Raw genomic sequence first — 23,763 nt, forward strand, 5'->3', positions numbered from 1 at the left:
CGAAAAGCGGGGGAGGAAGTTGTGGATCACGAGGGCACGGAGCCCATCGGGGACGAGGACCTGGTGCGGGGGTTCCTGGAGGCTCGCGGAAGCGCCGGCCGGGAGGCCGCGTTCACCCGGATCCATGAACGGCACGCCGACGCCGTGCTGTACCGGTGCGCGTCGCTGCTGGCGGACGATCCGGCCGCCGCCGAGTCGGCCGCCGCCGAAGCCTTCACCGTGGCGTACCGCGATCTGACCGCCGGCCGGCCCCCGCGTGAGCCGCACAAGCTGCGCGCCTGGCTGTACGGCATCGCCCGGCACCGGTGCGCCGAGGAGCTGCGCCGACGCGGCCGGGCCTCGGCCGGTCTGCCGGAGGAGGTGGAGAGCGACACCTACGAGTCGGCCAGCCGACGGCGCCTCGCCGAGGTCGACCGCATCCTGGACATCGTCGCCGCGAGCTTCACCGACCCGCAGCGGCGCATCTTCCACCTCAGCACCCGGCAGCACCTTCGCGGCAAGGCCCTGGCCAAGGCCCTCGGAGTCAGCGAGAAGGAGGCCAACGACGACACCTGGGAGAACAAACTGCGCCTGACCAAGGGGTTCGGCGCCTATGTCCTGGCCAAGGACGGCAGACCCCACTGTCCCGAGCTGGCCCGGCTGCTCGACGAGGCCGCCTGGGACGGCGAGAACTTCACCAAGGTGCTGCGGCTGCGCATTCTGCGCCATATGGACACCTGCAAGACCTGCGGGAACTGCGCCGTCTGCCGCGAGACAAAGACCCGGCTGATCCGCCCGTACGCCCCCGTACTGCTGCCGATCGCCGCCGGTATGGCCCTGCGCGACCGGATCGACACCGAGATCCGTACCGCCAACGCCTCCGCCTCCCTCCCCTCCGACAGCCCGCCCCCGCCCCCTCCCCCGGCGCCCCCTGCCGCCGGGCGGCGGCCCGCGACCCGACGGCTCCGCACGCTCCAGGCCGGCGCCTCGGCCGTCGCCGCCGTCCTGACCGTCGTCGCCCTGCTCGCGATCAGATCCTGGTCCTCCGGCGGGGACGCGCCCGCGCCCCGTCCCCAGGACGGGGTGGCCGCCTCCCTCACGAAGGCGATGGTCGGGAAAGGGCTGGTGGCCTTCGATGTCCAAGCCCGCAATCCGAGCGACCCCGCGCAGTTCTACGGAAGCGGTCGCATCGACATGACGGCCGACGGCACCGTCTCCGCGGCGACGCACGTGCTCTACGACCCTGGCGAGGACCCCTGGTTCCCGCCCGATGTGGTGGTGATCGGCGACCGCGCGTATGTCACCCCCGACAGCACACCGGCCGAGACGGGCGCTTCGGCCTACGGGCCCACGACCGTCGTCGACCGGGCCTCCGCCAGCAAGGACACCAACGTCGGCAACGCCCTGCAGACGCGCCGGCTCGCCTCACCCGCGAACATCGGGCAACTGCTGCGCCGGGCCGACCGGTTCCAGGAGAAGGACACCGCGCGCAACCGCACCTTCACCGGCCAGGCCCCGCTGCGCACCCTCGCCGCCGACCCGGCCGGGGCCTTCTTCTACCAGCCCTACCTCAAGAAGTCGCCCGCGGCCGCCACGGTCAGCTTCACGATCACGACCGACCGCTCCTACCTCCCGGTCAGCGTGAAGTTCCGCGTCCCGGTGCGCCACACCGGATATCTGGCGAGGTTCGATCACGACCCCTTCGAGATCACCTACCGCGGCTGGGCGAAGGGCAAGCCCATCACCCGGCCCGCGGCGGACCCGCCGGCACCGCAGTGGGGCCCCTCGAAGGGACCCTAGGGGCGCGGCAGGTTGCGGAGGTTGGAGCGGGCCATCTGGACCATCTTGCCGACGCCTCCCTCCAGCACCATCTTGCTGGCCGACAGCGCGAATCCCGTCACCATCTCCGCCTTGATCTTGGGCGGGATGGACAGCGCGTTGGGGTCGGTGACGATGTCCACGAGCGCGGGGCCCTTGTGATGCAGGGCGGCCCGCAGCACGGATCGCAGATGCTTCGGCTTCTCCACGCGCTCGCCGTGCACCCCGCAGGCGCGGGCGATCTGGGCGAAGTCGGGGTTGTGGTTGGTCGTGCCGTACGAGGGCAGGCCCGAGACCAGCATCTCCAGCTCGACCATGCTCAGCGAGGAGTTGTTGAAGAGGATCACCTTCACCGGCAGGTCGTACTGGACGAGGGTGAGGAAGTCGCCCATCAGCATGGTGAATCCGCCGTCGCCGGACATCGATACGACCTGACGGCGGCGGTCCAGGAACTGGGCGCCGATGGCCTGCGGCAGGGCATTGGCCATGGAGCCGTGGGTGAAGGAGCCGATGACCCGGCGGCGGCCGTTGGGGGTGAGATAGCGGGCGGCCCAGACGTTGCACATGCCGGTGTCGACGGTGAAGACGGCGTCTTCCGCGGCCTCCTCGTCCAGCACCGAGGCGACGTACTCGGGGTGGATCGGGATGTGCTTCTCGACCTTGCGGGTGTACGCCTTGACCACGCCCTCCAGCTGGTCCGCGTGCTTCTTCAGCATCCGGTCGAGGAAGCGGCGGTCGGTCTTGGGGCGCACCTTGGGCGTCAGACAGCGCAGCGTCTCGCGGACGTCGCCCCATACGGCGAGGTCGAGCTTGGAGCGGCGGCCCAAATGTTCGGGGCGGACGTCGACCTGGACGGTCTTCACGTCCTGGGGGAGGAAGGCGCCGTACGGGAAGTCGGTGCCCAGCAGGATCAGCAGGTCGCATTCGTGGGTGGCCTCGTACGCCGCGCCGTAGCCGAGCAGTCCGCTCATGCCCACGTCGTACGGGTTGTCGTACTGGATCCACTCCTTGCCGCGCAGTGCGTGCCCCACCGGTGCCTTCACCCGCTCGGCGAGGGCCATCACCTCCTCATGCGCCCCGGCGCATCCGCTGCCGCAGAAGAGGGTCACCCGCTGGGCCTCGTCGACCATGCGCGCCAGCTTGTCGATCTCGTCGTCGCCGGGGCGCACGGTGGGCCGGGAGGTCACCAGGGCGTGTTCCTCGGCGCGCTCGGGCGCCGGGCGGGCGGCGATGTCGCCGGGCAGCGCGACGACGCTGACCCCGCCGCGGCCGATGGCGTGCTGGACGGCGGTCTGGAGGACGCGCGGCATCTGCTGGGGGTTGGAGATCAGCTCGCAGTAGTGGCTGCACTCCTGGAACAGCCGCTCGGGGTGGGTCTCCTGGAAGTAGCTGGTGCCGATCTCGCTGCTGGGGATGTGCGAGGCGAGGGCGAGGACCGGGGCCATGGAGCGGTGGGCGTCGTAGAGCCCGTTGATCAGATGCACATGCCCGGGGCCGCAGGAGCCCGCGCAGGCGGCGAGGTTGCCGGTCAGCTGGGCCTCGGCGCCGGCGGCGAAGGCGGCGACCTCCTCGTGCCGGACCTGGATCCACTCGATGGCGGCGTTACGGCGGATCGCGTCCACCACGGGGTTGAGGCTGTCGCCGACCACCCCGTACAGCCGCCGCACCCCGGCGCGCACCAGGATGTCCACGCATTGCTCCGCCACGGTCTGCTTGGCCATCTCGCGCCCTCGTTCCTTTCGTCCCGGATCGTGGGGGTTCGTCACCCCTGTCCATCAACCCATGGACGGCGCGCTCACGCCTCCCAGACGGCCGCCGCCGTACGGTCGTCGGCGTATCCCCTCACCCGGGTCTGGGCATCCGCCAGGAAGGCGGCCAGCCCCGGCGGCTCCGCCGCCGCCCAGCGTCCGGCCAGGTGATCGGCCAGGGCCGTCGCACCGCGCAGCGGGTCCGCGAGGCCCGTACCGCACAGCAGGAGGGTGTCGCCCGGTCGGGCGACGGAGGCACGGAAGAGGAAGGGGCCGGGGGTGGCGTTCGGCCGCTCGGGGGACCGCTCGGCGTCCGGTGCCGTCGGCGACGGCTCGCGGCCGGCCGACGGGGCCTGCGGCCCGCCGCCGAAGCCGAGCACGGGCCCGCCCACGGTGTCCCCCTCCCGCTCGGCCGGCTCCAGGTCCTGCCAGGCGCCCTCGCGCAGCCGGAACAGACCACCGCCGCCGACCCCGAAGAACACCCGGGTGCGGCAGGCCGGATGGGCCGGGAGCAGCAGACAGCGCACCGACGCGGTGTACTCGGCCGGGTCGAGGCCCAGCTCGGCCGCGCGGGCGCGCAGCCGGCCGTAGCCGCGGTCGATGAGCCGGTGCAGCCCGGATTTGAGCGCGCCGCGGTCGGCGGTGTGGATGTCCTCCGCCAGCCGGACCCGGCTGCCGCCGACCGCCTCGCCGATCCACTCGCACAGCTCCCGCGCCGCCCGGTGCGTCCCCGGGACCGCCCGTGCCCCGCCGGCCACGGCCACCAGGACGAGCGCGCCGTCCCCGGTCCCGAACCGGGCCGTGAGCAGCGCGTCGCGGCGCGGCTCGCCGCGGGAGCGGGCCGAGTCGCCGCGCAGGGAGGCGGCGCGGAGCGTGAGCGTGCCGTAGCGGGCGCCGTCGAGCACGGTGTCGGGGACCAGATCCCCGAGCTCCTCGGGGTCGGCGACGGGCAGGGTGGTCGGCTCGGCCTCGTACGTGGGCGGGCCCTCCCCGACGAACCCGGCCCCGGCGGCCCGCCAGGGCCGGGCGGGGTCGGGAGCGGGGGGCGCCGTGCCCGTCGGGGAGGGCGGTGCGGCACCGGGCCCCTCGCCGCCGCCGGGAGATCGCCACCCCTGCGGGCCACCTCCCGCGACGGCGTCCGGGCCCGGTGCGGCACCGCCCGGCTCACCGGGCCGCGGGCCCCAGGGGGCGCCCGCGGCGGGCCGCCGGCCGCCGGCGCCGCCCTCGCTGTCGCCGTCGGCGCCGGCGAGCGTGCGGGAGGCCGAGTCGAAGCGGTCGTCGACGGAGTCCGCCGCCGCGGCGGGCCCCGCGTCGGCCCGCCCCGGGTCGTACAACTCGCCCCACCAGTCGTCCTCGTGACCGCGTCGGTCCCCCTGCTGGCTCATCCCCACATTGTCCACAGGGAGGCTTCGGGGGAACACCACGCGATGGTTCGGGCATAGGTCCGGGAGCGTTCGGCCGCCGCTTCCGGCAGCCTGGGAACATGGGCACGTGGCAGCTGGTCCTGTGCGGCCTGGTCATGCTGCTCGGCCTGATCGGCGTGGTCGTACCGGGCGTACCGGGCCCGCCCATCGTGTGGGCGGGCGTGCTGTGGTGGTCGATGGCCGAGAAGACCACTCTCGCCTGGACCGTGCTCGCCGGGGCGACCGCGCTGCTGCTCCTGAGCCAGGCCCTCAAGTGGCTCCTCCCCGCCCGCCGGCTGAGCGGCGCGGGCATCACCCGCCGCACCTTCCTGCTGGCCGGAGCCGCGGCCATCGTCGGCTTCTTCGTCCTCCCCGTGCTCGGCGCCCCGCTCGGCTTCATCGCGGCGATCTACGGGGCGGAACGGCACCGGCTGGGCGGGCACGGGGAGGCGTGCCTGTCGACGCGGCTGGCGATGCGGGCGATCGGGACGAGCGTGCTGGTGGAGCTCTTCGCGTGCCTCCTGGTCACGGCGGGCTGGCTGACGGCGGTCCTGACGGCCTGAATCCAGCGCGTCGGGCGCCTCAGGAGCGGGTAGGGGCGCAGCCCGGCGGGGCCAGGGGCGGGGCACTCACAGCCCCGGCACCGGCCCGGGGCCCCGGCGACAAGCGCACCCGGATCCAGGGCGGCGGAGCCCCCTGACCCCGCTCTCAGCCCCGATAGGCCTCCAGCAGCCGCAACCACACCTCGCTCACCGTCGGGAACGACGGCACCGCGTGCCACAGCCGCTCCAACGGCACCTCGCCCGCCACCGCCACCGTCGCCGAGTGCAGCAGTTCCCCGACCCCCGGGCCCACGAACGTCACGCCGATCAGATGGCCCCGGTTCAGGTCGACGACCATACGGGCCCGGCCCCGGTAGCCGTCCGCGTAGAGCGCCGCGCCCGACACCCGGCCCATGTCGTAGTCGACCACCCGGATGGTGCGCCCCGCGGCCTTGGCCTGGTCCGCGGTCAGGCCGACCGCCGCGACTTCCGGGTCGGTGAAGATGACCTGGGGGACGGCCGCCTTGTCGGCCGTGGCCGCGTGGGCGCCCCAGCGGTCCGTCTCCAGCAGGGGGACGCCCCGCGCACGCGCCCCGATCACCGCGCCCGCGATCCGTGCCTGGTATTTGCCCTGGTGGGTGAGGAGCGCGCGGTGATTGACGTCGCCCGCAGCGTAGAGCCAGCCGCCCGGGACGTCCTCCACCCGGCAGGTGTCGTCGACTCGCAGCCATCTGCCCGGTGTGAGCCCGACGGTCTCCAGGCCCACATCGTCGGTGCGCGGGGCGCGCCCGGTGGCGAAGAGCGCTTCGTCGGCCTCGAGCTCCTCCCCGGTGTCGAGGGTCACGGTGACCGCCCCACCCCGCCGCGCGATGGCCGTCACGGACGTACCGGTGCGGAGCTCGACCCCGGCCTCGGCCAGCGTCTCGGCGACGAGTTCGCCCGCGAAGGGTTCGATGCGGTCCAGCAGCCCGGAGCCGCGCACCAGCATGGTGACCCGTGACCCGAGGGCATTCCACGCGGTGGCCATCTCGGCGGCCACGACGCCGCCGCCCACCACGATCAGCCGCCCCGGCACGGTCGAGGAGCTGGTGGCCTCGCGGCTGGTCCAGGGGCGGGCCTCGGTGAGGCCGGGCAGATCGGGGAGCGCGGCCCGGCTGCCGGTGCAGATGGCCACGGCGTGCCGGGCGGTGAGGAAGCGCTCGTCGCCGTCGGAGCCGTTCGGCCCCGCCACGGCGACCCGGCGCGGCTCGACGAGCCGCCCATGGCCGCGGACGAAGTCGATACCGGCCGATCCCAGCCAGGCGACCTGGCCGTCGTCGTTCCAGTGCGAGACGTAGTCGTCACGGTGAGCGAAGACCTCGGCGGTGTCCAAGGGCCCACCGACCGACTTCCGCACCCCGGGGACGCGGCGTGCTTCGGCGCGTGCGAGGACCGGGCGCAGCAGCGCCTTACTGGGGATGCAGGCCCAGTACGCACACTCGCCGCCGACCAGCTCGCTCTCCACGATCACTGTGGAGAGCCCGGCCGCGCGGGTCCGGTCGGCCAGGTTCTCGCCGACCGGACCCGCGCCCAGGACGATGACGTCGTACTCATCCATGGCGTCGTTCATCGCAACCCGCTCTCTGCCGACTCCGGCGGTTTGACCGTTTTGGGGCGCCTGGCGCCTGGGGCCATCCTGGGGTCGAGTCACCGCCAAGAGCCACCCGAATCGGCGTTCCGGCCCTTTGAGCGCCCCGGGTCGCGCCTCCCTGGCACCTCGGTCACGGGCCCGATGCGGGCGGGGCCCGCGCGCGCGACAGTGATCCCATGAGTGTTTTCACCGAACCCGAGCGCGGCTGTCTCGCGACCCAGCGGATCGGCCGGCCGGCCACCGTGGACGCGCGAGCATCGCCCGCGCACCCGGCAGCCGGGACGTGTACGACGTCGTAGCGCACCAGCAGGCCGCGATGCCCGAGCAGCTGCGGGCATCTTCCTCTGGTCAGCCGGATGATCCAAGCGAAACGGCCTAGCGGACGGGGTGGTCGTCGCCCGCCGCGCTGTCGTCCGTCGCCCCGTCCTCCGCGGCCCTGACCTCCGGGCGCCTCGGTCCCTGCCGGGGCGCGCGGGGCTCGCCGGACGGCTTCCCCGAGGGCTTCTCCCCGGGCTTCGCGGCGGGCTTCACGGCGGCCTTCGCAGGGGTCTTCTCCCCCGAGTCCCGCTTTCCGTGCAGCCGGGAGCGTATGTCCGCGTGCGGGAGGAACTGGGCCCAGCGCTCCGGGAACTCCGACGGCGGGGTGATCTCCGCCGCCCCGTCGTCGGAGGTGCGCTGCTCCTTGGCCCGCTCCCGCGCCGACCCCTCCCGGGCGCGGGCGGCGCGCTCCGCGCGGGCGGCGGCCGTGGCCACCGACGGCCAGACCCGGTCGATGGCGGCATTGACCGCCGCTCCGACCAGCACCGCGAAGGCGGAGACCCCGATCCACAGCAGTACGGCGACGGGCGCGGCCAGCGATCCGTAGATCGTCGGGCCCTCCACCGTATGGACCAGGTAGATCCGCAGCAGAAAGCTGCCGAGCACCCACATCGCGAGAGCCACCAGCGCACCGGGGATGTCCTCCCGCCAGGGCGAGCGCACCGGCACCGACACGTGGTAGAGCGTGGTGAGGAAGGCGATGGACAGAATGATCAGCACGGGCCAGTACAGCACCCGAACGAGATCGCCGCTGGACGGTACGAGGTCCACGACCGCCTCGGGGCCGATGACCATCAGCGGCAGCGCCACCGCCCCGACGAGGAGCGCGACCAGGTAGAGGAGGAAGGAGAGCAGCCGGGTCCGGACGATCCCACGCCGCCCCTCCAGCCCGTACATGATGGTGATGGTGTCGACGAACACGTTCACCGCGCGCGACCCGGACCACAGGGCGATGGCGAAGCCGAGCGAGATGACATCGGGCCGGCCGCCCTTGATGACATCGTCGAGCAGCGGCCGGGCGATCTCCTTGACACCCCGGTCGGACAGCACGGTCCCGGAGGCGTTGAGGATGTTCTCCCTGATGGTGGCGACGGTGTCGCTGCTGGTCCAGGCGTCGAAGTAGCCGAGCAGACCGATCAGGCCCAGCAGCAGCGGGGGCAGCGACAGCAGGGTGAAGAAGGCCGCCTCGGCGGCGAGACCGGTGACCCGGTACTCCATGCAGGAGTGGACGGTGTCCTTCAGCAGCAGCCAGACCATCCTGCGCTTGGACACATTGCGATACAGGGCGCGGGCCTTGTGGAGCCGGCCGGACGGCTTCGACGGATCTTTTGCTGGCTGCACCTTCTCACCGTATCGGGCGGTTTCACCACCGCTCACCCGGTGACCAGCGATGACCAGGCCGAATTACCGCAAAAGGCGTTGGCGGAGGGGATACCGCGCCGACTCGGCACCGCCCTCCGCCCGCTGGGCCCACTGTCCGTGCCGGATACAGCCATGCGCAAAGGTTGCGCCGCGTTGCAACCGGGGGCGGACGGGTGGGGTGGGTCAGCAGCCTCCGCAGTTGTAATAGAGCACGTCCCAGTGGCTGCTCTCCCGCGCGTAGATGTTGCCCGAGCCGGACTTGTACTGCTGTGCGCCGTCGCCGGGGCGCGGGCCGATGTTGGTGAAGGTGCCGGTGATGTAGTTGCTGAGACAGGTGGTGGGGCTGAAGTCGAGCTTGTAGCCGTTCCAGTGGCTGTACGTACCGGACGCGTGCCCGGTCTCCGTGCCACCGGTGATGGTGAGGGCGCAGCCGCTGGCCTGCTTCAGGGTGATGGCGCCCTGCACGGTGGACAGGTTTATCTGCTCGAACGAGGTGCAGGTCGAGTTGTTCCGGTCCGAACAGCCACCGCTGGAGGTCCAGCTGATCCCGGCGGAGCGGAACCGGTTCGCCGCGTCGGAGTGACTGAGCTTGGTCACGGCGGCGACGGACGGGGCGGTGGCGGCCGTCGGGGCGGTGGCAGCCGTCGGGGCGGTGGCAGCCGTGGGGGCGGCGGGGGCGGCCGTCGCGGTCTGGGCGGTCACGACACCGGTGGTCGCGAGCACCGCGCCGCCGATCAGGGCGCCGAGCGTGGTCCTGATACTGGTCACAGCCATGGTCTCCTTCGTCTTCGCAGGTCTTCGAGCATCTTCATCGGGCGTCTTCTTCGGGTGGTCCGTCGGATGGCTCGCATGGCTCTGGGGCTCTTCCCGGTCCATGAAGGCCGCAGACTTCATGCGCCCCGTGACGCATGACGTCCCGGGCCGGGGCGTGGCGGGCAGCAGGATTCCAGCCCCGGGCCCGGGCGGGCCGCCTGCCGGGGAAAATCGGGACAGCGGGATCCCGAACCCCCTGTGACCTGCCGGGACTGCGGGGCCTGGGACGGCCGCTGGGATACCGGCCCATCGGTCAGCCTCGGCCCGGCCGCTTCGCGCCCGCGCGATAGGCCCGGTCGCACGACGCCCAGGCCCTGAAGTCGTGGGTGAGCGCCCACAGCCGATGGGCCGCCTGGATGTTCCACTCCGGGTCCAGGGCCTGGGTGCGGGTGCCGCCGAGCTTGCGCAGGGTGCCGTCGTACAGCTGGAAGACGCCCCAGTTCCGGGTGGCGTTGGAGTTGGGGAGGGTGTAGATCGGGTCGAGATACGAGGCGCAGTCCGCGATGCCGACCGCGCGGTCCGGATCCTCGGTGAAGACCTCACCGATCCGCCGGGTCACGCGCTCGGGCGTCCAGGTGTCCAGCGGTCTTCCCGTGCGCTCGTAGAGCGCGCGCTTCGTCCGCTCGTCCACCGAGCCGTTCGGCGTCAGTCCGGCGCGGAGCTGGAAGACCACGACGCGCATCTGGGTGACCGGGCCGAAGGCTCCGTCGATGTCGAGCTTTCCGCCCGCGCGGGCGAGCAGGGACTGCAGCTCGCGCACGCACTCGTCCGTCTGCCCCATGCTCACCACGACCGGGCACCGGGAGGAGAGCAGCAGCCGGTGCGAGGACCCGGCCGATCCGTCCGACGGCATCAGGACGTCACGGAACACCCCGACCGCGGTCAGTGCGGCGGCGGCCAGCGCCATGGCCACCCCGATGGTCAACGGCCGTCGCCACCGGGGCCGGGCGGGGGGCAGAGGCGCCGGATCAGCCCGGAGGCCGGGCGCGGGCCCCGGGCCGGTCGACGGCTCCGGCTCCGGTTCCGCTTCCTGGCCGGCCGACGACTCGGGTTCCGGTCCTTGGCCGGCCGAGAGCTCGGCTTCCGGCTCCCGCTCCGCGGGCGGTAAGACCGGCACGGTCCCCGATCCGCCCGATACGCCCACGCCCCGCCTGCGCTCCGCGTCGGCCAGGGCCCAGCGCCGGTGCAGCTCCAGCAGTTCCTCGCTGCTGGCCCCGCACACCTTCCCGAAGCGCGCGATCACCTCGTACGCGCCGGGCACGCTCGCCCCCGAGCAGTAGCGGTGCAGCGCCGAGCCGCTCACCCCGCTGCGGGCCGCCAGCGCCGCGTAGCTGCGGTCCGTCCTGCCCTTGAGCTCGCGCAGGAGCTCGGCGAACTCGTCCACATCCCCGGTCCCGGCCACCCCGACCCCGCTCTCCGCTCTCCGCTGTGAGCGCTATCCGACAGGAGCGAGTGAACGATGTCCCGTGGTTATCTGTCCACCATGAGCATCACAGTGACCACGTGGTCCTTGGAGCAGACCTCGCCCTCGGACCTCGGACCGGCGCGGGAGCCGGACGCCGGGGCGGGGGTGGCGGTCGTACGGGCCGAGGTGCCGAGCCCTGAGTTCAGCCGTTTCCTCTACACGGCGGTGGGCTCCGACGTCTCCTGGACCGACCGGCTCGCCTGGTCACGTGAGCGGTGGGAGGAGTTTCTGGCGCGGCCCGGCGTGGAGACCTGGGTCGCGTACGAGCGCGGTACCCCGGCCGGGTATATCGAGCTGGAGAGCCAGGACGAGGGCGTGGTCGAGATCGTCTACTTCGGGTTGCTGCCGGCCTTCCGCGGCCGCCGCATCGGCGGACATCTGCTGACCTGGGGCACCCGCCGGGCCTGGGATCTGGCCGAGCGCCGGCCGGGGCTGCCCCCGACCAAGCGGGTGTGGGTGCACACCTGCAGCAAGGACGGGCCGCATGCCCTGGACAACTACCGTCGCCGGGGATTCCGGGTCTTTGACGTCACGACCGGGACGGAGGGGTGACCCACACCACATCGTCTCGTGATGCGAGACAGAGTCGTCCGGATAGTGGATAGCGGTGGACTCCCCGGAGACCACCGTGCCACGCTTCCCTCATGTCTCGAGCTGGAATTGCCTTGGTGAGTCGACGCCACGTCGACCTCGGCCGCATGTCCAGCGCGATCTGTCCCGCGGGCTGACCCGCACTCATCAGGGCCCCGAGGGCCCCGGGCAGCACCACCGCAAGCACTCCCGCCGCCCCCGACGACGTGGGCGAGCGCGCACGCCTTGACACTCCCCCTGCCGCACCATCGCACCGGTATCCGCCGCAGCGCCGTGCCCGCCTGGGTATGCGCAGGTCACCCGCCTGGGTATGCGCAGGTCAGAGGGTGCGCGCGAGCACGATCCGCCGCACCAGAGCCGCTCAGAAGGACACACACCGCCATGGCCGCCACCCCGGAACGCGCAGCAGCAACGCCCCGCCGTAAGGCCGGACGCCACCGCGGCGAAGGCCAGTGGGCCGCTGGGCACTTCACCCCCCTCAACGGCAACGAGCAGTTCAAGAAGGACGATGACGGTCTCAATGTGCGGACACGCATTGAGACGATCTACTCCCAGCGTGGTTTCGACTCCATCGACGGCGCCGACCTGCGGGGCCGGATGCGCTGGTGGGGCCTCTACACCCAGCGCAAGGCCGGCATCGACGGCGGCAAGACCGCCATCCTGGAGCCGGAGGAGCTGGACGACGAGCACTTCATGATGCGGGTCCGGGTCGACGGCGGACGGCTGACCACCGAGCAGCTGCGCGTCATCGGCGAGGTCTCGGAGGAGTTCGCCCGCGGTACGGCGGACATCACCGACCGGCAGAACATCCAGTACCACTGGATCCGGATCGAGGACGTGCCCGAGATCTGGAAGCGTCTGGAGGCCGTCGGCCTGTCCACCACCGAGGCGTGCGGTGACACGCCCCGGGTGATCCTCGGCTCCCCGGTCGCCGGGATCGCCGAGGACGAGATCATCGACGGCACGTCCGCCATCGAGGAGATCCACCGCCGCTACATCGGCAGCAAGGAGTTCTCCAACCTGCCGCGCAAGTTCAAGACGGCGGTCTCCGGCTCCCCGCTGCTCGATGTCGCCCACGAGATCAACGACGTCGCGTTCGTCGGCGTACGCCACCCCGAGCACGGCCCCGGCTTCGATCTGTGGGTCGGCGGCGGGCTCTCCACCAACCCGAAGATCGGTGTCCGGCTCGGCGCCTGGGTCCCGCTGGACGAGGTCCCGGAGGTCTGGGCCGGGGTCATCGGCATCTTCCGCGACTACGGCTACCGGCGGCTGCGCAACCGCGCCCGGCTGAAGTTCCTGGTCGCCGACTGGGGCACGGAGAAGTTCCGCCAGGTGCTGGAGGACGAGTACCTGAACCGCAAGCTGGTCGACGGCCCGGCCCCCGCGCAGCCCGTCGAGCAGTGGCGCGACCACGTCGGCGTCCACCGCCAGCGCGACGGCCGCTTCTACGTCGGCTTCGCACCGCGCGTCGGCCGGGTGGACGGAAAGACCCTCGCCAAGATCGCCGAGCTGGCCGAGGCCCATGGCTCCGGACGGCTGCGGACCACCGTCGAGCAGAAGATGATCGTGCTCGACGTCGAGCAGGACCAGGTGGACTCGCTGGTCGCGGGGCTTGAGGCGCTGGACCTCCAGGTCAAGCCGTCCCCGTTCCGGCGCGGCACGATGGCCTGCACGGGCATCGAGTTCTGCAAGCTCGCCATCGTCGAGACCAAGGCGCGCGGCTCCTCCCTGATCGACGAGTTGGAGCGCCGGCTGCCCGAGTTCGACCAGCCGGTCACCATCAACATCAACGGCTGCCCGAACGCCTGCGCCCGTATCCAGGTCGCGGACATCGGTCTCAAGGGCCAGCTGGTCACGGACGCGGACGGCAACCAGGTCGAGGGCTACCAGGTCCACCTCGGCGGCGCGCTGGGCCTGGAGCCCGGCTTCGGCCGCAAGGTGCGCGGTCTGAAGGTCACCGCCGCCGAGCTGCCCGACTACGTCGAGCGGGTGCTGCGCCGCTTCCAGGAGCGGCGCGAGGACGGCGAGCGGTTCGCGACCTGGGCCGCGCGGGCGAGTGAGGAGGACCTCTCATGAGCGAGCGTGCGGCGCCTTTTTACTGCCCTTACTGCGGGGACGAGGACTTGCGGCCCTCCGAGGAGGGCCACGGCGCGTGGGAATGCGCGTCCTGCAACCGTGCGTTCCGCCTGTCGTTCCTCGGGCTGCTGGCCAAGGGCCTGCGGCGCGACCAAGCCGGAGAAGGGGGCACAGCGATATGACCCGGCTTCAGCAGACGGACGAGCAGCCGACTGACGAGCAGACGGACCTGGAAGCGCTCGCCGAGCGGGCGGGCCGCGATCTTGAGGACGCCTCGGCGCCGGACATCCTGCGCTGGGCGGCCGACACCTTCGGGCCGCGCTTCTGCGTCACCTCCTCGATGGAGGACGCGGTGGTGGCCCATCTCGCCTCCCGCGCTTTCCCCGGCGTCGATGTGGTCTTCCTCGACACCGGCTACCACTTCCCCGAGACCATCGGCACCCGTGACGCGGTGGCCGCCGTGATGGACGTCAACGTCATCACCCTCACCCCGCGTCAGACCGTCGCGGAGCAGGACGCCGAGTACGGGCCCAGGCTGCACGACCGCGACCCCGATCTGTGCTGCGCCCTGCGCAAGGTCAAGCCCCTTGAGGAGGGGCTGCGGGCGTACGACGCCTGGGCGACCGGGCTGCGCCGCGACGAGTCCCCGACCCGGGCGAACACCCCGGTCGTCGGCTGGGACGCCAAGCGGCGGAAGGTGAAGGTCTCGCCGATCGCCCGCTGGACGCAGGCGGATGTGGACGCGTACGTCGCCGAGCACGGCGTGCTCACCAACCCCCTGCTGATGGACGGCTATCCGTCGGTCGGCTGCGCCCCCTGCACCCGCCGGGTGCTGGAGGGCGAGGACGCCCGGTCCGGACGCTGGGCGGGGAACAACAAGACCGAATGCGGGCTGCACGGCTGATGGCTGTCGATCAGGAGAACGAGATGAGCGCGCCCCTGCACACAGGCGCCACGGTGTGGCTGACGGGCCTGCCGAGCGCGGGGAAGACGACGATCGCCTACGCGCTGGCCGAGCGGCTGCGCGGCGAGGGGCACCGGGTGGAGGTGCTCGACGGGGACGAGATCCGCGAGTTCCTCTCCTCGGGGCTCGGCTTCTCCCGCGAGGACCGGCACACCAACGTCCAGCGGATCGGCTTCGTCGCCGAGTTGCTCGCCTCCAACGGCGTCAAGGTCCTGGTGCCGGTCATCGCCCCGTACGCGGACAGCCGCGAGGCGGTGCGCAAGCGCCACCAGACGGAGGGCACCGCCTATCTGGAGGTGCATGTCGCCACTCCGGTCGAGGTGTGCTCGGAACGGGACGTGAAGGGGCTGTACGCCAAGCAGGCGGCCGGCGAGATCTCGGGGCTGACCGGGGTCGACGACCCGTACGAGGCGCCGGCCGATCCGGATCTGCGCATCGAGACCCATGAGCAAGGCGTACAGGAATCGGCAGCGGCATTGCGAGCACTTCTGAGTGAGAGGGGACTGCTGTGAGCGACGCACGCGCGGCCACCGGCCCGCGGACGACGGCGATGCCCGCACCTCTGCGCCGCGCGGGCGACCGTGACATCAGCCGCTACCGCGGCGGGGCGAGCGAAAGGGGCACAGCATGACGACCGTGGCCGCGATCAACGGCACCGGATCGGACGAGAGCGACAAGCTCTACGCGCTTTCGCACCTGGACGCGCTGGAGTCCGAGGCTGTGCACATCTTCCGCGAGGTGGCGGGCGAGTTCGAGCGGCCGGTGATCCTGTTCTCCGGTGGCAAGGACTCCATCGTCATGCTGCATCTCGCGCTCAAGGCGTTCGCCCCGGCGCCGGTGCCGTTCTCCCTGCTGCACGTGGACACCGGGCACAACTTCCCCGAGGTCATCGAGTACCGGGACCGCACGGTCGCCGAGCACGGGCTGCGGCTGCATGTCGCGTCCGTCCAGGAGTTCATCGACGACGGCCGGCTGCGCGAGCGCCCGGACGGCACCCGCAATCCGCTGCAGACCGTTCCGCTGCTGGACGCCATCGAGAAGAACCGCTTCGACGCGGTCTTCGGCGGTGGCCGCCGGGACGAGGAGAAGGCCCGCGCCAAGGAGCGGGTGTTCTCCCTGCGGGACGAGTTCGGCGGCTGGGACCCGCGCCGGCAGCGCCCCGAGCTGTGGCAGCTCTACAACGGCCGCCACTCCCCCGGTGAGCACGTCCGGGTCTTCCCGCTCTCCAACTGGACCGAGCTGGATGTCTGGCAGTACATCGCCCGCGAGAAGATCGAGCTTCCGCAGATCTATTACGCGCATGAGCGCGAGGTCTTCCGCCGCGCCGGTATGTGGCTGGCGTCCGGTGAGTGGGGCGGTCCGAAGGACGACGAGACCGTGGAGCGGCGCCTGGTGCGCTACCGCACGGTCGGCGACATGTCCTGCACCGGTGCCGTCGAGTCGGACGCGGTGACGATCGAGCAGGTCATCGACGAGATCGCCGCCTCCCGGCTGACCGAGCGGGGCGCGACGCGCGCCGACGACAAGCTGTCGGAGGCCGCGATGGAGGACCGTAAGCGCGAGGGGTACTTCTAGCCATGACGAGCAACATCAGTGCCGACGTCCAGGCCGCCGCGGCCGCCGTCGAGCAGTCCGCTGCCACCTCGCAGCTGCGCTTCGCCACCGCGGGCTCGGTCGACGACGGCAAGTCCACCCTGGTGGGGCGGCTGCTGCATGACTCCAAGTCGGTCCTGGCCGACCAGCTGGAGGCCGTGGAGCACGCCTCGCGCAGCCGTGGCCAGGAGGCCCCGGATCTCGCGCTGCTGACGGACGGGCTGCGCGCGGAGCGCGAGCAGGGCATCACCATCGATGTCGCCTACCGCTACTTCGCCACCCCGCGGCGGCGGTTCATCCTCGCCGACACGCCCGGCCATGTGCAGTACACCCGCAACATGGTCACCGGCGCCTCCACCGCCGAGCTCGCGGTCGTCCTGGTGGACGCGCGCAACGGCGTCGTGGAGCAGACCCGGCGCCATGCGGCGGTCGCCGCGCTGCTGCGCGTCCCGCATGTCGTCCTCGCCGTCAACAAGATGGACCTCGTCGACTACGCGGAGCCCGTCTTCGCCGCGATCGCCGAGGAGTTCACGACGTACGCCGCCTCGCTGGGCGTCCCCGACATCACCGCCATCCCGATCTCGGCGCTCGCCGGGGACAATGTGGTGACCCCGTCGGCGAACATGGACTGGTACGGCGGCCCGACCGTGCTGGAGCATCTGGAGACCGTGCCCGTCGGCACCGACCCGTCCCAGGACCCGGCGCGCTTCCCGGTGCAGTACGTGATCCGTCCGCAGACCGCCGAGCACCCCGACTACCGCGGCTACGCGGGCCAGATCGCCTCCGGTGTGCTGCGCGTGGGGGACGCCGTCACCGTGCTGCCGTCCGGCCGTACGAGCACGATCGCCGGGATCGACGCGCTGGGCGGGCCGGTGGAGCTGGCCTGGGCCCCGCAGTCGGTGACCGTCACGCTCGCCGACGACCTGGACATCTCGCGCGGCGATCTGATCGCCTCGAGCGCGCAGGCCCCGGCCACCACCCGGGACATCGAGGCGACCGTCTGCCATCTGCACGACCGTCCGCTGCGCGTCGGGGACCGGGTGCTGCTCAAGCACACCACCCGCACGGTGAAGGCGATCGTCAAGGACATTCCGTCCCGGCTGACGCTGGCCGATCTGTCGCAGCACCCGGCGCCGGGCGAGCTGGCCGCCAATGAGATCGGCCGGGTCGTCGTCCGGACGTCCGAGCCGCTGGCGCTGGACGCGTACGCCGACTCCCGGCGCACCGGGTCCTTCCTGCTGATCGACCCGGCCGACGGCACCACCCTGACGGCGGGCATGTCGGGCGACTCCTTCGTGGCGTCGGCCGCGGCAGACGAGGCCGGGCAGGGCGACGAGGGATGGGACTTCTGATCATGGCTGGTGAGGTGTTCTCGACCTTCGCGAAGGAGGGCGGCCGCGTCGGCAGCGGCGCCCTTGGCAGCGGCCAGGGAGGGGTCGGGCGATGTGTGCGCTGATGCCGCTGTCCGTCCCCGCTCACTGCCGTAACCGAAGATCCGACTGAACTGCCGGGCGTCCCCTGAGGCTGTCCCGGCCTTCCGAGAGGAACACCTCCCGTGTTGTCTGCCGACCGCCTCGCCGCCGCTCCCGCGGCCGCCCCGCGACCAGCCAAGCGACGCCGTTCCCGTCTGATCGCGGCCGCCGCCGTCCTCCCGCTGCTGATCGGCGCGCTCGGCGCCTGCGGTTACGGCTCACAGAAGAAGGACGACGACCAGGGGGCCTCGGCCCTTCCCGCCGCCGGCGGCAAGAAGGTCGACGGCCTCGACAAGGTGAAGATCGGCTACTTCGCCAACCTCACGCACGCCACCGCCCTGGTGGGTCTGCGCAAGGGCGGTCCGATCCAGCAGGAGCTGGGCGGGACGAAGGCCCAGCCGTTCGTCTTCAACGCCGGCCCCTCGGAGATCGAGGCGCTCAACGCGGGCTCCATCGACATCGGCTGGATCGGCCCGTCGCCGTCGATCAACGGCTATGTCAAGTCACACGGCGAGAACCTCAAGATCATATCGGGGTCGGTATCCGGCGGCGTCAAGCTCGTCGTCAACCCGAAGAAGATCAAGACGCTCGACGACGTCAAGGGCAAGAAGATCGCCACCCCGCAGCTGGGCAACACCCAGGACGTGGCCTTCCTCAACTGGATCGCGAGCAAGGGCTGGAAGGTCGACGCCCAGAGCGGCAAGGGCGATGTCTCGGTGGTCCGCAGCGACAACAAGGTGACGCCCGACGCCTACAAGTCCGGCGCCATCGACGGTGCGTGGGTGCCCGAGCCGACCGCGTCCAAGCTGGTCGCCGAGGGCGGCAAGACGCTGCTGGACGAGTCCTCGCTGTGGCCGGACAAGAAGTTCGTGATCACCAACCTGATCGTCAAGCAGTCGTTCCTAAAGGAGCATCCGAAGGTCGTCGAGGCCGTGCTGCGCGGCTCGGTGAAGACCAACGCCTGGATCAAGGCCCACCCCGGCCAGGCGAAGAACTCGGCCAACGCCGCGCTGAAGGCGGAAACCGGCAAGCCGCTCCCGGCCGAGGTGATCGACCCGGCGTGGAAGTCCATCCAGGTCACCGACGACCCGCTGGCCTCGACGCTGTCCACCGAGGCGGACCACGCGGTCAAGGCGGGGCTGCTGGAGAAGCCCGACCTGGGCGGCATCTACGACCTGACCCTGCTCAACAAGGTCCTCAAGGCCGAGGGCAGGCCGACGGTCTCGGCCGCCGGCCTCGGCGCGCAGTAGCCGCCCCGCCCGCTCCCGTACGCAACGACACGCAACGACACGCACGGTTCGCACGTACGCATCCATCAGGAGGTGACCGGATGTCCCCGGCATTGACCACCGAGAAGGCCGACAGGGCGGGCGTCGCCGCGGCAGACGCGGCGCACCCGTCCGGAGCGGTCCGCATCGACCACGTCCACAAGGCGTTCGGCCGCCCCGGAGCCGTCCAGCCCGTCCTCGACGACATCAACCTTGAGGTGAAGCCCGGGGAGTTCGTCTGCCTCCTCGGGGCCTCCGGGTGCGGCAAGTCGACGCTGCTCAATCTGATCGCCGACCTGGACAAGCCGTCCGCCGGGGCCATCGAGGTCCCCGGCGGCCGGCCGGCCCTGATGTTCCAGGAGCACGCGCTGTTCCCGTGGCTGACCGCGGGCAAGAACATCGAGCTCGCGCTGCGGCTGCGGGGCGTCCCGCGCGCCGAGCGCCGCCTTGAGGCGGAGCGGCTGCTGGAGCTGGTGCGGCTCGGCGGCTCCCACGGCAAGCGGGTGCATGAGCTCTCCGGCGGTATGCGGCAGCGCGTGGCGCTCGCCCGCGCGCTCGCGCAGGACTCCAATGTGCTGCTGATGGACGAGCCGTTCGCCGCGCTCGACGCCATCACCCGCGATGTGCTGCACGGCGAGCTGACCCGGATCTGGAGCGAGACGGGCGTCTCGGTCCTGTTCGTGACGCACAACGTGCGCGAGGCCGTCCGGCTGGCCCAGCGCGTGGTGCTGCTGTCCTCACGCCCGGGGCGGGTCGTCCGCGAGTGGGCGGTGGACATCCCGCAGCCGCGCCGTATCGAGGACGCGGCCGTCGCCGACCTGTCCATTGAGATCACCGAAGAACTGCGTGGGGAGATCCGCCGCCATGGCCGGCACTGAGACCACCGGCGCGACCGACGCCACCGCGACCGCCACCGAGAAGCCCGCCAGGTCCGCGAAGTCCACCGCACAGGACCTCGAGGGCCTGGAGGCGGGCCTCGACGCCCTGGACACGGTGCAGATCAAGCGCACCTCACCGGCCGAGGTGCTGATCCACAAGGTGCTGCCGCCCATCGTGGCCATCGCCGTCGTGGTGGCCGTCTGGAAGGTGCTCGTCGTCGCGAAGGTCACCGACGACTACAAGCTTCCCGACCCGGGTCTGGTCTGGAACTCGCTGCGCCAGCTGTGGCTCCAGGGCGAGCTGCTGGACATCGTCTGGACCAGCGTCTCGCGCGGGCTGTTCGGCTTCCTCATCGCGCTGGCCATCGGCACCCCGCTGGGTCTGATCGTCGCCCGGGTGAGCTTCATACGCGCCGCCATCGGCCCGATCCTGTCCGGCCTCCAGTCGCTGCCCTCGGTCGCCTGGGTCCCGCCCGCGGTGATCTGGCTGGGCCTCAATGACCAGATGATGTACACCGTCATCCTGCTCGGCGCGGTCCCGTCCATAGCCAACGGCCTGGTCGCCGGCATCGACCAGGTCCCCCCGCTCTTCCTGCGGGCCGGCCGCACCCTCGGCGCCCGCGGACTCGTCAGCGCCCGGCACATCCTGCTGCCCGCCGCGCTGCCCGGCTATGTCGCCGGGCTCAAGCAGGGCTGGGCCTTCTCCTGGCGCTCGCTGATGGCCGCCGAGATCATCGCCAAGTCCCCCGACCTCGGACTCGGACTCGGCCAGTACCTGGAGAACCAGCGCAACAACTCCGACATGGCCGGCGTGCTGCTCGGCATCATCCTCATCCTCGTCGTCGGCATCGCCATCGAACTGCTGGTCTTCGCCCCGATCGAGCGGCGGGTGCTGCGCAGCCGCGGCCTGCTGGCGAGCGCCCGGTAACGCCATGACATCCACTCCCCCGACCCTCCTCGTGACCGCCCACGGCAGCCGGGACCCGCGCCACGCGGCGACCGTCGACGCGCTCCGCGCGCGGGTGCGGTCGCTGCGGCCGGGGCTGCGGGTGGAGGCGGCGTTCCTGGACTTCAACGCGCCGCGCGTGGGCCGGATCCTCGACCGTCTCGCCGAGGAGGGCGTGGCCGACGTCATCGCCCTCCCCCTCCTGCTGACCCGCGCCTTCCACGCGAAGGCCGACATCCCGGCGGTGCTGCGCGAGGCAAGGGCCCGCCATCCCCGGCTGGCCCTCCGCCAGGCCGAGGTCCTGGGCCCCTCCCCGCTCCTGACCCGGGCCCTCGAACGCCGCCTGTACGAGGCGGGGCTACGCCTCGCCGACCGACGCTCGACCGGGGTCGTCCTGGCCTCGGCGGGCTCCACCGACCCGGAGGCGATCGCGGTGATCGCTGAAATCGCGCGGGAGTGGCGGCACACCGGCTGGTGCGCCGTGCGACCCGCGTTCGCCTCCGCTTCCCTTCCCCGCACCGAGGACGCGGTCCGCGCCCTGCGCGCCGAGGGCGTCGCCCGCGTGGCCGTGGCCCCGTACGTCATCGCCCCCGGCCGCCTCCCGGACCGCATCGCCCACGGCGCCCAGGAGGCGGGCGCGGACATCCTGGCCGACGTCCTGGGCCCGGCCCCGGAACTGGCCCGGCTGCTGCTGCGGCGCTACGACGAGGCGCGGGTGGCGGCGCCGGTGTTGCTGAGCGCCTGAGCGTTCCTCAGCCCTCCGTGATTCACTGCCCGCCATGGCGAAACCGTTGCTCGACCGCGTACAGGTCGTGGATGTAGACGATCATGAGCGGGCCCGCTCCCTCCCGCCCTTCACCGCGCGTTCCGCACGGCTTCTCTCCCACGTATTGACCCGGTCCCCGGGCGCCGCTGGACTGGCCGCCTTGGATGTCGAGGCCCTCGGGGGATGTCATGCGCAACGAAGAGAGCACGGGCCGCGGGAGCGTCGGCGCCCGTATGGGGGTCGCGCTGGGGGTCGCCATCGCGTTGGCGGTCATCCATCCCTCGGCGCAGGCGGCGCCGGATGGCGGAGCCTGGACGACGGAGACGGTGGCGCCGGGATTGCAGGTGCGGACCGGGGTCATTCGGCATGCGCAGGCGAAGCCGAGCTGGACGGTCACGGTGCAGGCTCCCGGCTCCGCCCCGGTGGGGAGCCGGGCGTGGGCGGACGGTACGGCGGGGAAGCTGCGGGACGCCGGGTTCGCGCCGCGCGTGGAGCGGGTGGTGTGGCCGAGTTACGCGGACACGCCGCACGGCACCATGGGATGGCGGGTGCGGGTGGGCTCGTACGGTTCCTCGGACGAGGCGCGGAGCGCGAGCCAGAAGATCACCGGGGACGGGTTCACGGCGGCGGCGGAGTGGACCGGCTACGACGGTCAGCAGCCGGCCGACCGGGAGAGCGTGCATGTGGCGGTGATCGACCCGACCAGGTTCACCGGCACGGTCGAGGGCACCCATGACGAGAGTGTCGCGGACCGTGAGAAGACCTCCTCGGTCGCCGCGAGGCTCCGCTCCCTGGTGGCGGTCAACGGCGGTTTCTTCGTCACCGCCGACGCCGACGGCGTCCAGGGCACGATGGCCGGAATCGGCGCCTACGACGGTGAGCTGGAGTCGATGGCCGCCGGTTCACGGGCCGCGCTGATCCTCGCTGACAGCGGCCGGCACCCCCGTATCGCCGATCTGACCAGCACGGTCACCGCGCGGGCGGGGACCTCCACCTACGCGGTGGAGGGCATCAACCGGGTGCCCGGCAAGGTACGCAACTGCGGCCGCCCCCGGGCCACCCCGACCCAGCGGCCCCGTCAGGATCTGACCTGCGCCGAGACCGACGACCTGGTGAAGTTCACCCCGAGGTTCCGCACCACGCTGCCCACCGGGCCCGGCGTCCAGGTCGTGCTCGACGCCGCCGGCCGCGTGGTCGCCACCGGCCCGCGCGGCGGTACGGTCCCGGCCGGCGGCTCGGTGCTCCAGGGCATCGGCGCGGCGGGCGACTGGCTGACGGCCCACGGCCGGCCGGGCGAGCGGATCGCGCTGAAGGAGACCGTCCGCGACACCGCCGGCCGTCAGGTCCGGCTCGACTCCGACGACAGCATCGTCAGCGCCGCCCCCACCCTGGTGAAGAACGGCCGCATCGCCATCGACGCCGCCACCGAGGGCACCCTCGACCCCCAGGACCTCACCTTCGGCTACGCCTGGTCGAACGTACGCCAGCCCCGCACCATGGCCGGCATCGACCACCGCGGCCGGCTGATCCTGGCCACGGTGGACGGCCGCCGGCCGGGCGTCAGCGAGGGCTTCACCCTGGAGGAGGCCGCCCGCTTCATGCGCTCCCTCGGCGCCCAGCAGGCCCTCAACCTGGACGGCGGCGGCTCCAGCGCCATGGCCGTACGCGGCAGGCTCGCCAACGTCCCCTCCGACGCGACGGGCGAACGCGCGGTGGGCGACACCGTCCAGGTGCTGCCGTCGCACCGCGGCTGACGGCCCGTCCGCGAACCGGCCCGCGGCCCCGGCTCGGGGGGACCGAGGCGGGGGCTCAGAACGTGATGACCGCGCGGCCGTGTGACGTGCCCGCCCTCATCGCGGCCGGCGTCGCGGGAGCGTCGTCCAGCGACACGGGGGTGACGGCGGGCAGGATGCCCTGCGCGGCGGCGAAGGCGAGGGTGTCGCGCAGATCGTGCGGGGAGCCGGACGGGGACGCCATCACGCGCAGCCGTTCAGCACCATCGGCAGGGTCGGCAGGAAAAGCGGTTCGTCGACGCGGTGGACGGTATTACCGCCGACCGCCCAGCGCGGCGCGGGCGCGGGCGGGGTGACGGACGAGGTCATCGGGGTCTCCTTCGCACTCCGTCCAGGCG

Annotated in this window: 24 protein-coding genes; 16 read left to right on the forward strand and 8 right to left on the reverse strand. The window is 72.1% G+C overall.

Going from position 1 to position 23,763, the window contains the following annotated elements; genetic code table 11:
- Positions 1-21 precede the first annotated feature (21 nt).
- Positions 22-1,779 (forward strand): sigma factor, encoded by a 1,758-nt coding sequence (locus ABZS71_RS02795; protein WP_356206980.1) that lies wholly within the window; start codon positions 22-24, stop codon positions 1,777-1,779.
- Here the strand turns inward: ABZS71_RS02795 and ABZS71_RS02800 are convergent.
- Together ABZS71_RS02800 and ABZS71_RS02805 are read right to left on the reverse strand one after the other, a co-directional pair.
- On the reverse strand, positions 1,776-3,518 hold the full coding sequence (locus ABZS71_RS02800) for a pyruvate dehydrogenase (protein ID WP_355854704.1): 1,743 nt from the start codon (positions 3,516-3,518) through the stop codon (positions 1,776-1,778). The genes ABZS71_RS02795 and ABZS71_RS02800 overlap by 4 nt on opposite strands.
- Before the next feature lie 74 nt (positions 3,519-3,592).
- Positions 3,593-4,930 (reverse strand): protein phosphatase 2C domain-containing protein, encoded by a 1,338-nt coding sequence (locus ABZS71_RS02805; RefSeq protein ID WP_356206983.1) that lies wholly within the window; start codon positions 4,928-4,930, stop codon positions 3,593-3,595.
- A 98-nt stretch (positions 4,931-5,028) separates the two neighbouring features.
- On the opposite strand from ABZS71_RS02805, the gene ABZS71_RS02810 reads away from it, so the two are divergent.
- Positions 5,029-5,511, forward strand: a complete 483-nt coding sequence (locus ABZS71_RS02810) for a DUF456 domain-containing protein (protein WP_356206986.1) — start codon at positions 5,029-5,031, stop codon at positions 5,509-5,511.
- Positions 5,512-5,656: 145 nt separating this feature from the next.
- On the opposite strand, the gene ABZS71_RS02815 is transcribed toward ABZS71_RS02810, so the two are convergent.
- From ABZS71_RS02815 to ABZS71_RS02830, 4 genes are all read right to left on the reverse strand, one after another.
- Entirely contained in the window at positions 5,657-7,099 is a 1,443-nt protein-coding gene (locus ABZS71_RS02815; RefSeq protein ID WP_356206989.1) for an NAD(P)/FAD-dependent oxidoreductase, read from the reverse strand.
- A gap of 396 nt (positions 7,100-7,495) precedes the next feature.
- On the reverse strand, positions 7,496-8,779 hold the full coding sequence (locus ABZS71_RS02820; protein WP_356206991.1) for a YihY/virulence factor BrkB family protein: 1,284 nt from the start codon (positions 8,777-8,779) through the stop codon (positions 7,496-7,498).
- 204 nt (positions 8,780-8,983) lie between these two features.
- The gene (locus ABZS71_RS02825) at positions 8,984-9,574 is read right to left on the reverse strand and encodes a hypothetical protein (protein WP_356206993.1); all 591 of its coding nucleotides are present in this window, start codon (positions 9,572-9,574) and stop codon (positions 8,984-8,986) included.
- A gap of 292 nt (positions 9,575-9,866) precedes the next feature.
- Complete coding sequence (locus tag ABZS71_RS02830; RefSeq protein ID WP_356206996.1) at positions 9,867-11,015, reverse strand: helix-turn-helix domain-containing protein; 1,149 nt, start codon at positions 11,013-11,015, stop codon at positions 9,867-9,869.
- An 81-nt stretch (positions 11,016-11,096) separates the two neighbouring features.
- On the opposite strand from ABZS71_RS02830, the gene ABZS71_RS02835 reads away from it, so the two are divergent.
- From ABZS71_RS02835 to ABZS71_RS02900, 14 genes are all read left to right on the forward strand, one after another.
- Positions 11,097-11,630 carry a GNAT family N-acetyltransferase gene (locus ABZS71_RS02835; RefSeq protein WP_355854683.1) on the forward strand — a complete coding sequence of 178 codons (534 nt, stop codon included), beginning with the start codon at positions 11,097-11,099 and terminating at the stop codon, positions 11,628-11,630.
- 92 nt (positions 11,631-11,722) lie between these two features.
- Positions 11,723-11,806 (forward strand): putative leader peptide, encoded by an 84-nt coding sequence (locus tag ABZS71_RS02840; protein ID WP_309471194.1) that lies wholly within the window; start codon positions 11,723-11,725, stop codon positions 11,804-11,806.
- 244 nt (positions 11,807-12,050) lie between these two features.
- A complete protein-coding gene (locus ABZS71_RS02845; RefSeq protein ID WP_356206999.1) occupies positions 12,051-13,745 on the forward strand; it encodes a nitrite/sulfite reductase in 1,695 nt (564 codons plus the stop codon).
- The gene (locus tag ABZS71_RS02850; RefSeq protein WP_355854677.1) at positions 13,742-13,927 is read left to right on the forward strand and encodes a hypothetical protein; all 186 of its coding nucleotides are present in this window, start codon (positions 13,742-13,744) and stop codon (positions 13,925-13,927) included. The genes ABZS71_RS02845 and ABZS71_RS02850 overlap by 4 nt, the downstream gene beginning before the upstream one ends.
- Positions 13,924-14,649 carry a phosphoadenylyl-sulfate reductase gene (locus tag ABZS71_RS02855; RefSeq protein WP_356207003.1) on the forward strand — a complete coding sequence of 242 codons (726 nt, stop codon included), beginning with the start codon at positions 13,924-13,926 and terminating at the stop codon, positions 14,647-14,649. Before ABZS71_RS02850 ends, ABZS71_RS02855 begins: the two co-directional genes overlap by 4 nt.
- The gene (gene cysC, locus ABZS71_RS02860) at positions 14,649-15,221 is read left to right on the forward strand and encodes an adenylyl-sulfate kinase (RefSeq protein WP_355854671.1); all 573 of its coding nucleotides are present in this window, start codon (positions 14,649-14,651) and stop codon (positions 15,219-15,221) included. The genes ABZS71_RS02855 and cysC overlap by 1 nt, the downstream gene beginning before the upstream one ends.
- A complete protein-coding gene (locus ABZS71_RS02865) occupies positions 15,218-15,340 on the forward strand; it encodes a hypothetical protein (protein WP_355854668.1) in 123 nt (40 codons plus the stop codon). Before cysC ends, ABZS71_RS02865 begins: the two co-directional genes overlap by 4 nt.
- Complete coding sequence (cysD, locus tag ABZS71_RS02870) at positions 15,337-16,284, forward strand: sulfate adenylyltransferase subunit CysD (protein ID WP_356207006.1); 948 nt, start codon at positions 15,337-15,339, stop codon at positions 16,282-16,284. Before ABZS71_RS02865 ends, cysD begins: the two co-directional genes overlap by 4 nt.
- A 2-nt stretch (positions 16,285-16,286) precedes the next feature.
- Positions 16,287-17,654: a GTP-binding protein gene (locus tag ABZS71_RS02875; RefSeq protein ID WP_356207008.1), complete on the forward strand. Its 1,368-nt coding sequence runs from the start codon at positions 16,287-16,289 to the stop codon at positions 17,652-17,654.
- Positions 17,655-17,929: 275 nt separating this feature from the next.
- The gene (locus ABZS71_RS02880) at positions 17,930-19,024 is read left to right on the forward strand and encodes an aliphatic sulfonate ABC transporter substrate-binding protein (RefSeq protein ID WP_355854743.1); all 1,095 of its coding nucleotides are present in this window, start codon (positions 17,930-17,932) and stop codon (positions 19,022-19,024) included.
- Between the two features lie 80 nt (positions 19,025-19,104).
- Positions 19,105-19,920 (forward strand): ABC transporter ATP-binding protein, encoded by an 816-nt coding sequence (locus tag ABZS71_RS02885; RefSeq protein WP_355854659.1) that lies wholly within the window; start codon positions 19,105-19,107, stop codon positions 19,918-19,920.
- A complete protein-coding gene (locus ABZS71_RS02890) occupies positions 19,907-20,848 on the forward strand; it encodes an ABC transporter permease (protein WP_356207010.1) in 942 nt (313 codons plus the stop codon). The genes ABZS71_RS02885 and ABZS71_RS02890 overlap by 14 nt, the downstream gene beginning before the upstream one ends.
- A 4-nt stretch (positions 20,849-20,852) precedes the next feature.
- Positions 20,853-21,611 carry a sirohydrochlorin chelatase gene (locus tag ABZS71_RS02895; protein ID WP_356207013.1) on the forward strand — a complete coding sequence of 253 codons (759 nt, stop codon included), beginning with the start codon at positions 20,853-20,855 and terminating at the stop codon, positions 21,609-21,611.
- A gap of 209 nt (positions 21,612-21,820) precedes the next feature.
- On the forward strand, positions 21,821-23,386 hold the full coding sequence (locus tag ABZS71_RS02900; protein ID WP_356207015.1) for a phosphodiester glycosidase family protein: 1,566 nt from the start codon (positions 21,821-21,823) through the stop codon (positions 23,384-23,386).
- A 55-nt stretch (positions 23,387-23,441) separates the two neighbouring features.
- Here the strand turns inward: ABZS71_RS02900 and ABZS71_RS02905 are convergent, their stop codons facing one another.
- Entirely contained in the window at positions 23,442-23,609 is a 168-nt protein-coding gene (locus ABZS71_RS02905; protein ID WP_356207017.1) for a hypothetical protein, read from the reverse strand.
- Complete coding sequence (locus ABZS71_RS02910; RefSeq protein ID WP_356207020.1) at positions 23,609-23,734, reverse strand: hypothetical protein; 126 nt, start codon at positions 23,732-23,734, stop codon at positions 23,609-23,611. The genes ABZS71_RS02905 and ABZS71_RS02910 overlap by 1 nt, the downstream gene beginning before the upstream one ends.
- Between the last annotated feature and the right edge of the window lie 29 nt (positions 23,735-23,763).

It is taken from the genome of Streptomyces sp. NPDC005393, assembly GCF_040606675.1.
In the GTDB taxonomy this organism is placed as follows: Bacteria; Actinomycetota; Actinomycetes; order Streptomycetales; family Streptomycetaceae; genus Streptomyces.

What these genes read in the sequence shown, in the direction of transcription:
- ABZS71_RS02855 (WP_356207003.1), top strand. Translation starts at nt 13,924, where the DNA reads ATGACCCGGCTTCAGCAGACGGACGAGCAGCCGACTGACGAGCAGACG.
- ABZS71_RS02875 (WP_356207008.1), top strand. Translation starts at nt 16,287, where the DNA reads ATGACGAGCAACATCAGTGCCGACGTCCAGGCCGCCGCGGCCGCCGTC.
- ABZS71_RS02890 (WP_356207010.1), top strand. Translation starts at nt 19,907, where the DNA reads ATGGCCGGCACTGAGACCACCGGCGCGACCGACGCCACCGCGACCGCC.
- ABZS71_RS02815 (WP_356206989.1), bottom strand. Translation starts at nt 7,099, where the DNA reads ATGAACGACGCCATGGATGAGTACGACGTCATCGTCCTGGGCGCGGGT.
- ABZS71_RS02810 (WP_356206986.1), top strand. Translation starts at nt 5,029, where the DNA reads ATGGGCACGTGGCAGCTGGTCCTGTGCGGCCTGGTCATGCTGCTCGGC.
- ABZS71_RS02835 (WP_355854683.1), top strand. Translation starts at nt 11,097, where the DNA reads ATGAGCATCACAGTGACCACGTGGTCCTTGGAGCAGACCTCGCCCTCG.
- ABZS71_RS02905 (WP_356207017.1), bottom strand. Translation starts at nt 23,609, where the DNA reads ATGGCGTCCCCGTCCGGCTCCCCGCACGATCTGCGCGACACCCTCGCC.
- ABZS71_RS02850 (WP_355854677.1), top strand. Translation starts at nt 13,742, where the DNA reads ATGAGCGAGCGTGCGGCGCCTTTTTACTGCCCTTACTGCGGGGACGAG.
- ABZS71_RS02800 (WP_355854704.1), bottom strand. Translation starts at nt 3,518, where the DNA reads ATGGCCAAGCAGACCGTGGCGGAGCAATGCGTGGACATCCTGGTGCGC.
- ABZS71_RS02825 (WP_356206993.1), bottom strand. Translation starts at nt 9,574, where the DNA reads ATGGCTGTGACCAGTATCAGGACCACGCTCGGCGCCCTGATCGGCGGC.
- ABZS71_RS02895 (WP_356207013.1), top strand. Translation starts at nt 20,853, where the DNA reads ATGACATCCACTCCCCCGACCCTCCTCGTGACCGCCCACGGCAGCCGG.
- ABZS71_RS02845 (WP_356206999.1), top strand. Translation starts at nt 12,051, where the DNA reads ATGGCCGCCACCCCGGAACGCGCAGCAGCAACGCCCCGCCGTAAGGCC.
- ABZS71_RS02805 (WP_356206983.1), bottom strand. Translation starts at nt 4,930, where the DNA reads ATGAGCCAGCAGGGGGACCGACGCGGTCACGAGGACGACTGGTGGGGC.
- ABZS71_RS02885 (WP_355854659.1), top strand. Translation starts at nt 19,105, where the DNA reads ATGTCCCCGGCATTGACCACCGAGAAGGCCGACAGGGCGGGCGTCGCC.
- cysC (WP_355854671.1), top strand. Translation starts at nt 14,649, where the DNA reads ATGGCTGTCGATCAGGAGAACGAGATGAGCGCGCCCCTGCACACAGGC.
- ABZS71_RS02910 (WP_356207020.1), bottom strand. Translation starts at nt 23,734, where the DNA reads ATGACCTCGTCCGTCACCCCGCCCGCGCCCGCGCCGCGCTGGGCGGTC.
- ABZS71_RS02900 (WP_356207015.1), top strand. Translation starts at nt 21,821, where the DNA reads ATGCGCAACGAAGAGAGCACGGGCCGCGGGAGCGTCGGCGCCCGTATG.
- cysD (WP_356207006.1), top strand. Translation starts at nt 15,337, where the DNA reads ATGACGACCGTGGCCGCGATCAACGGCACCGGATCGGACGAGAGCGAC.
- ABZS71_RS02840 (WP_309471194.1), top strand. Translation starts at nt 11,723, where the DNA reads ATGTCTCGAGCTGGAATTGCCTTGGTGAGTCGACGCCACGTCGACCTC.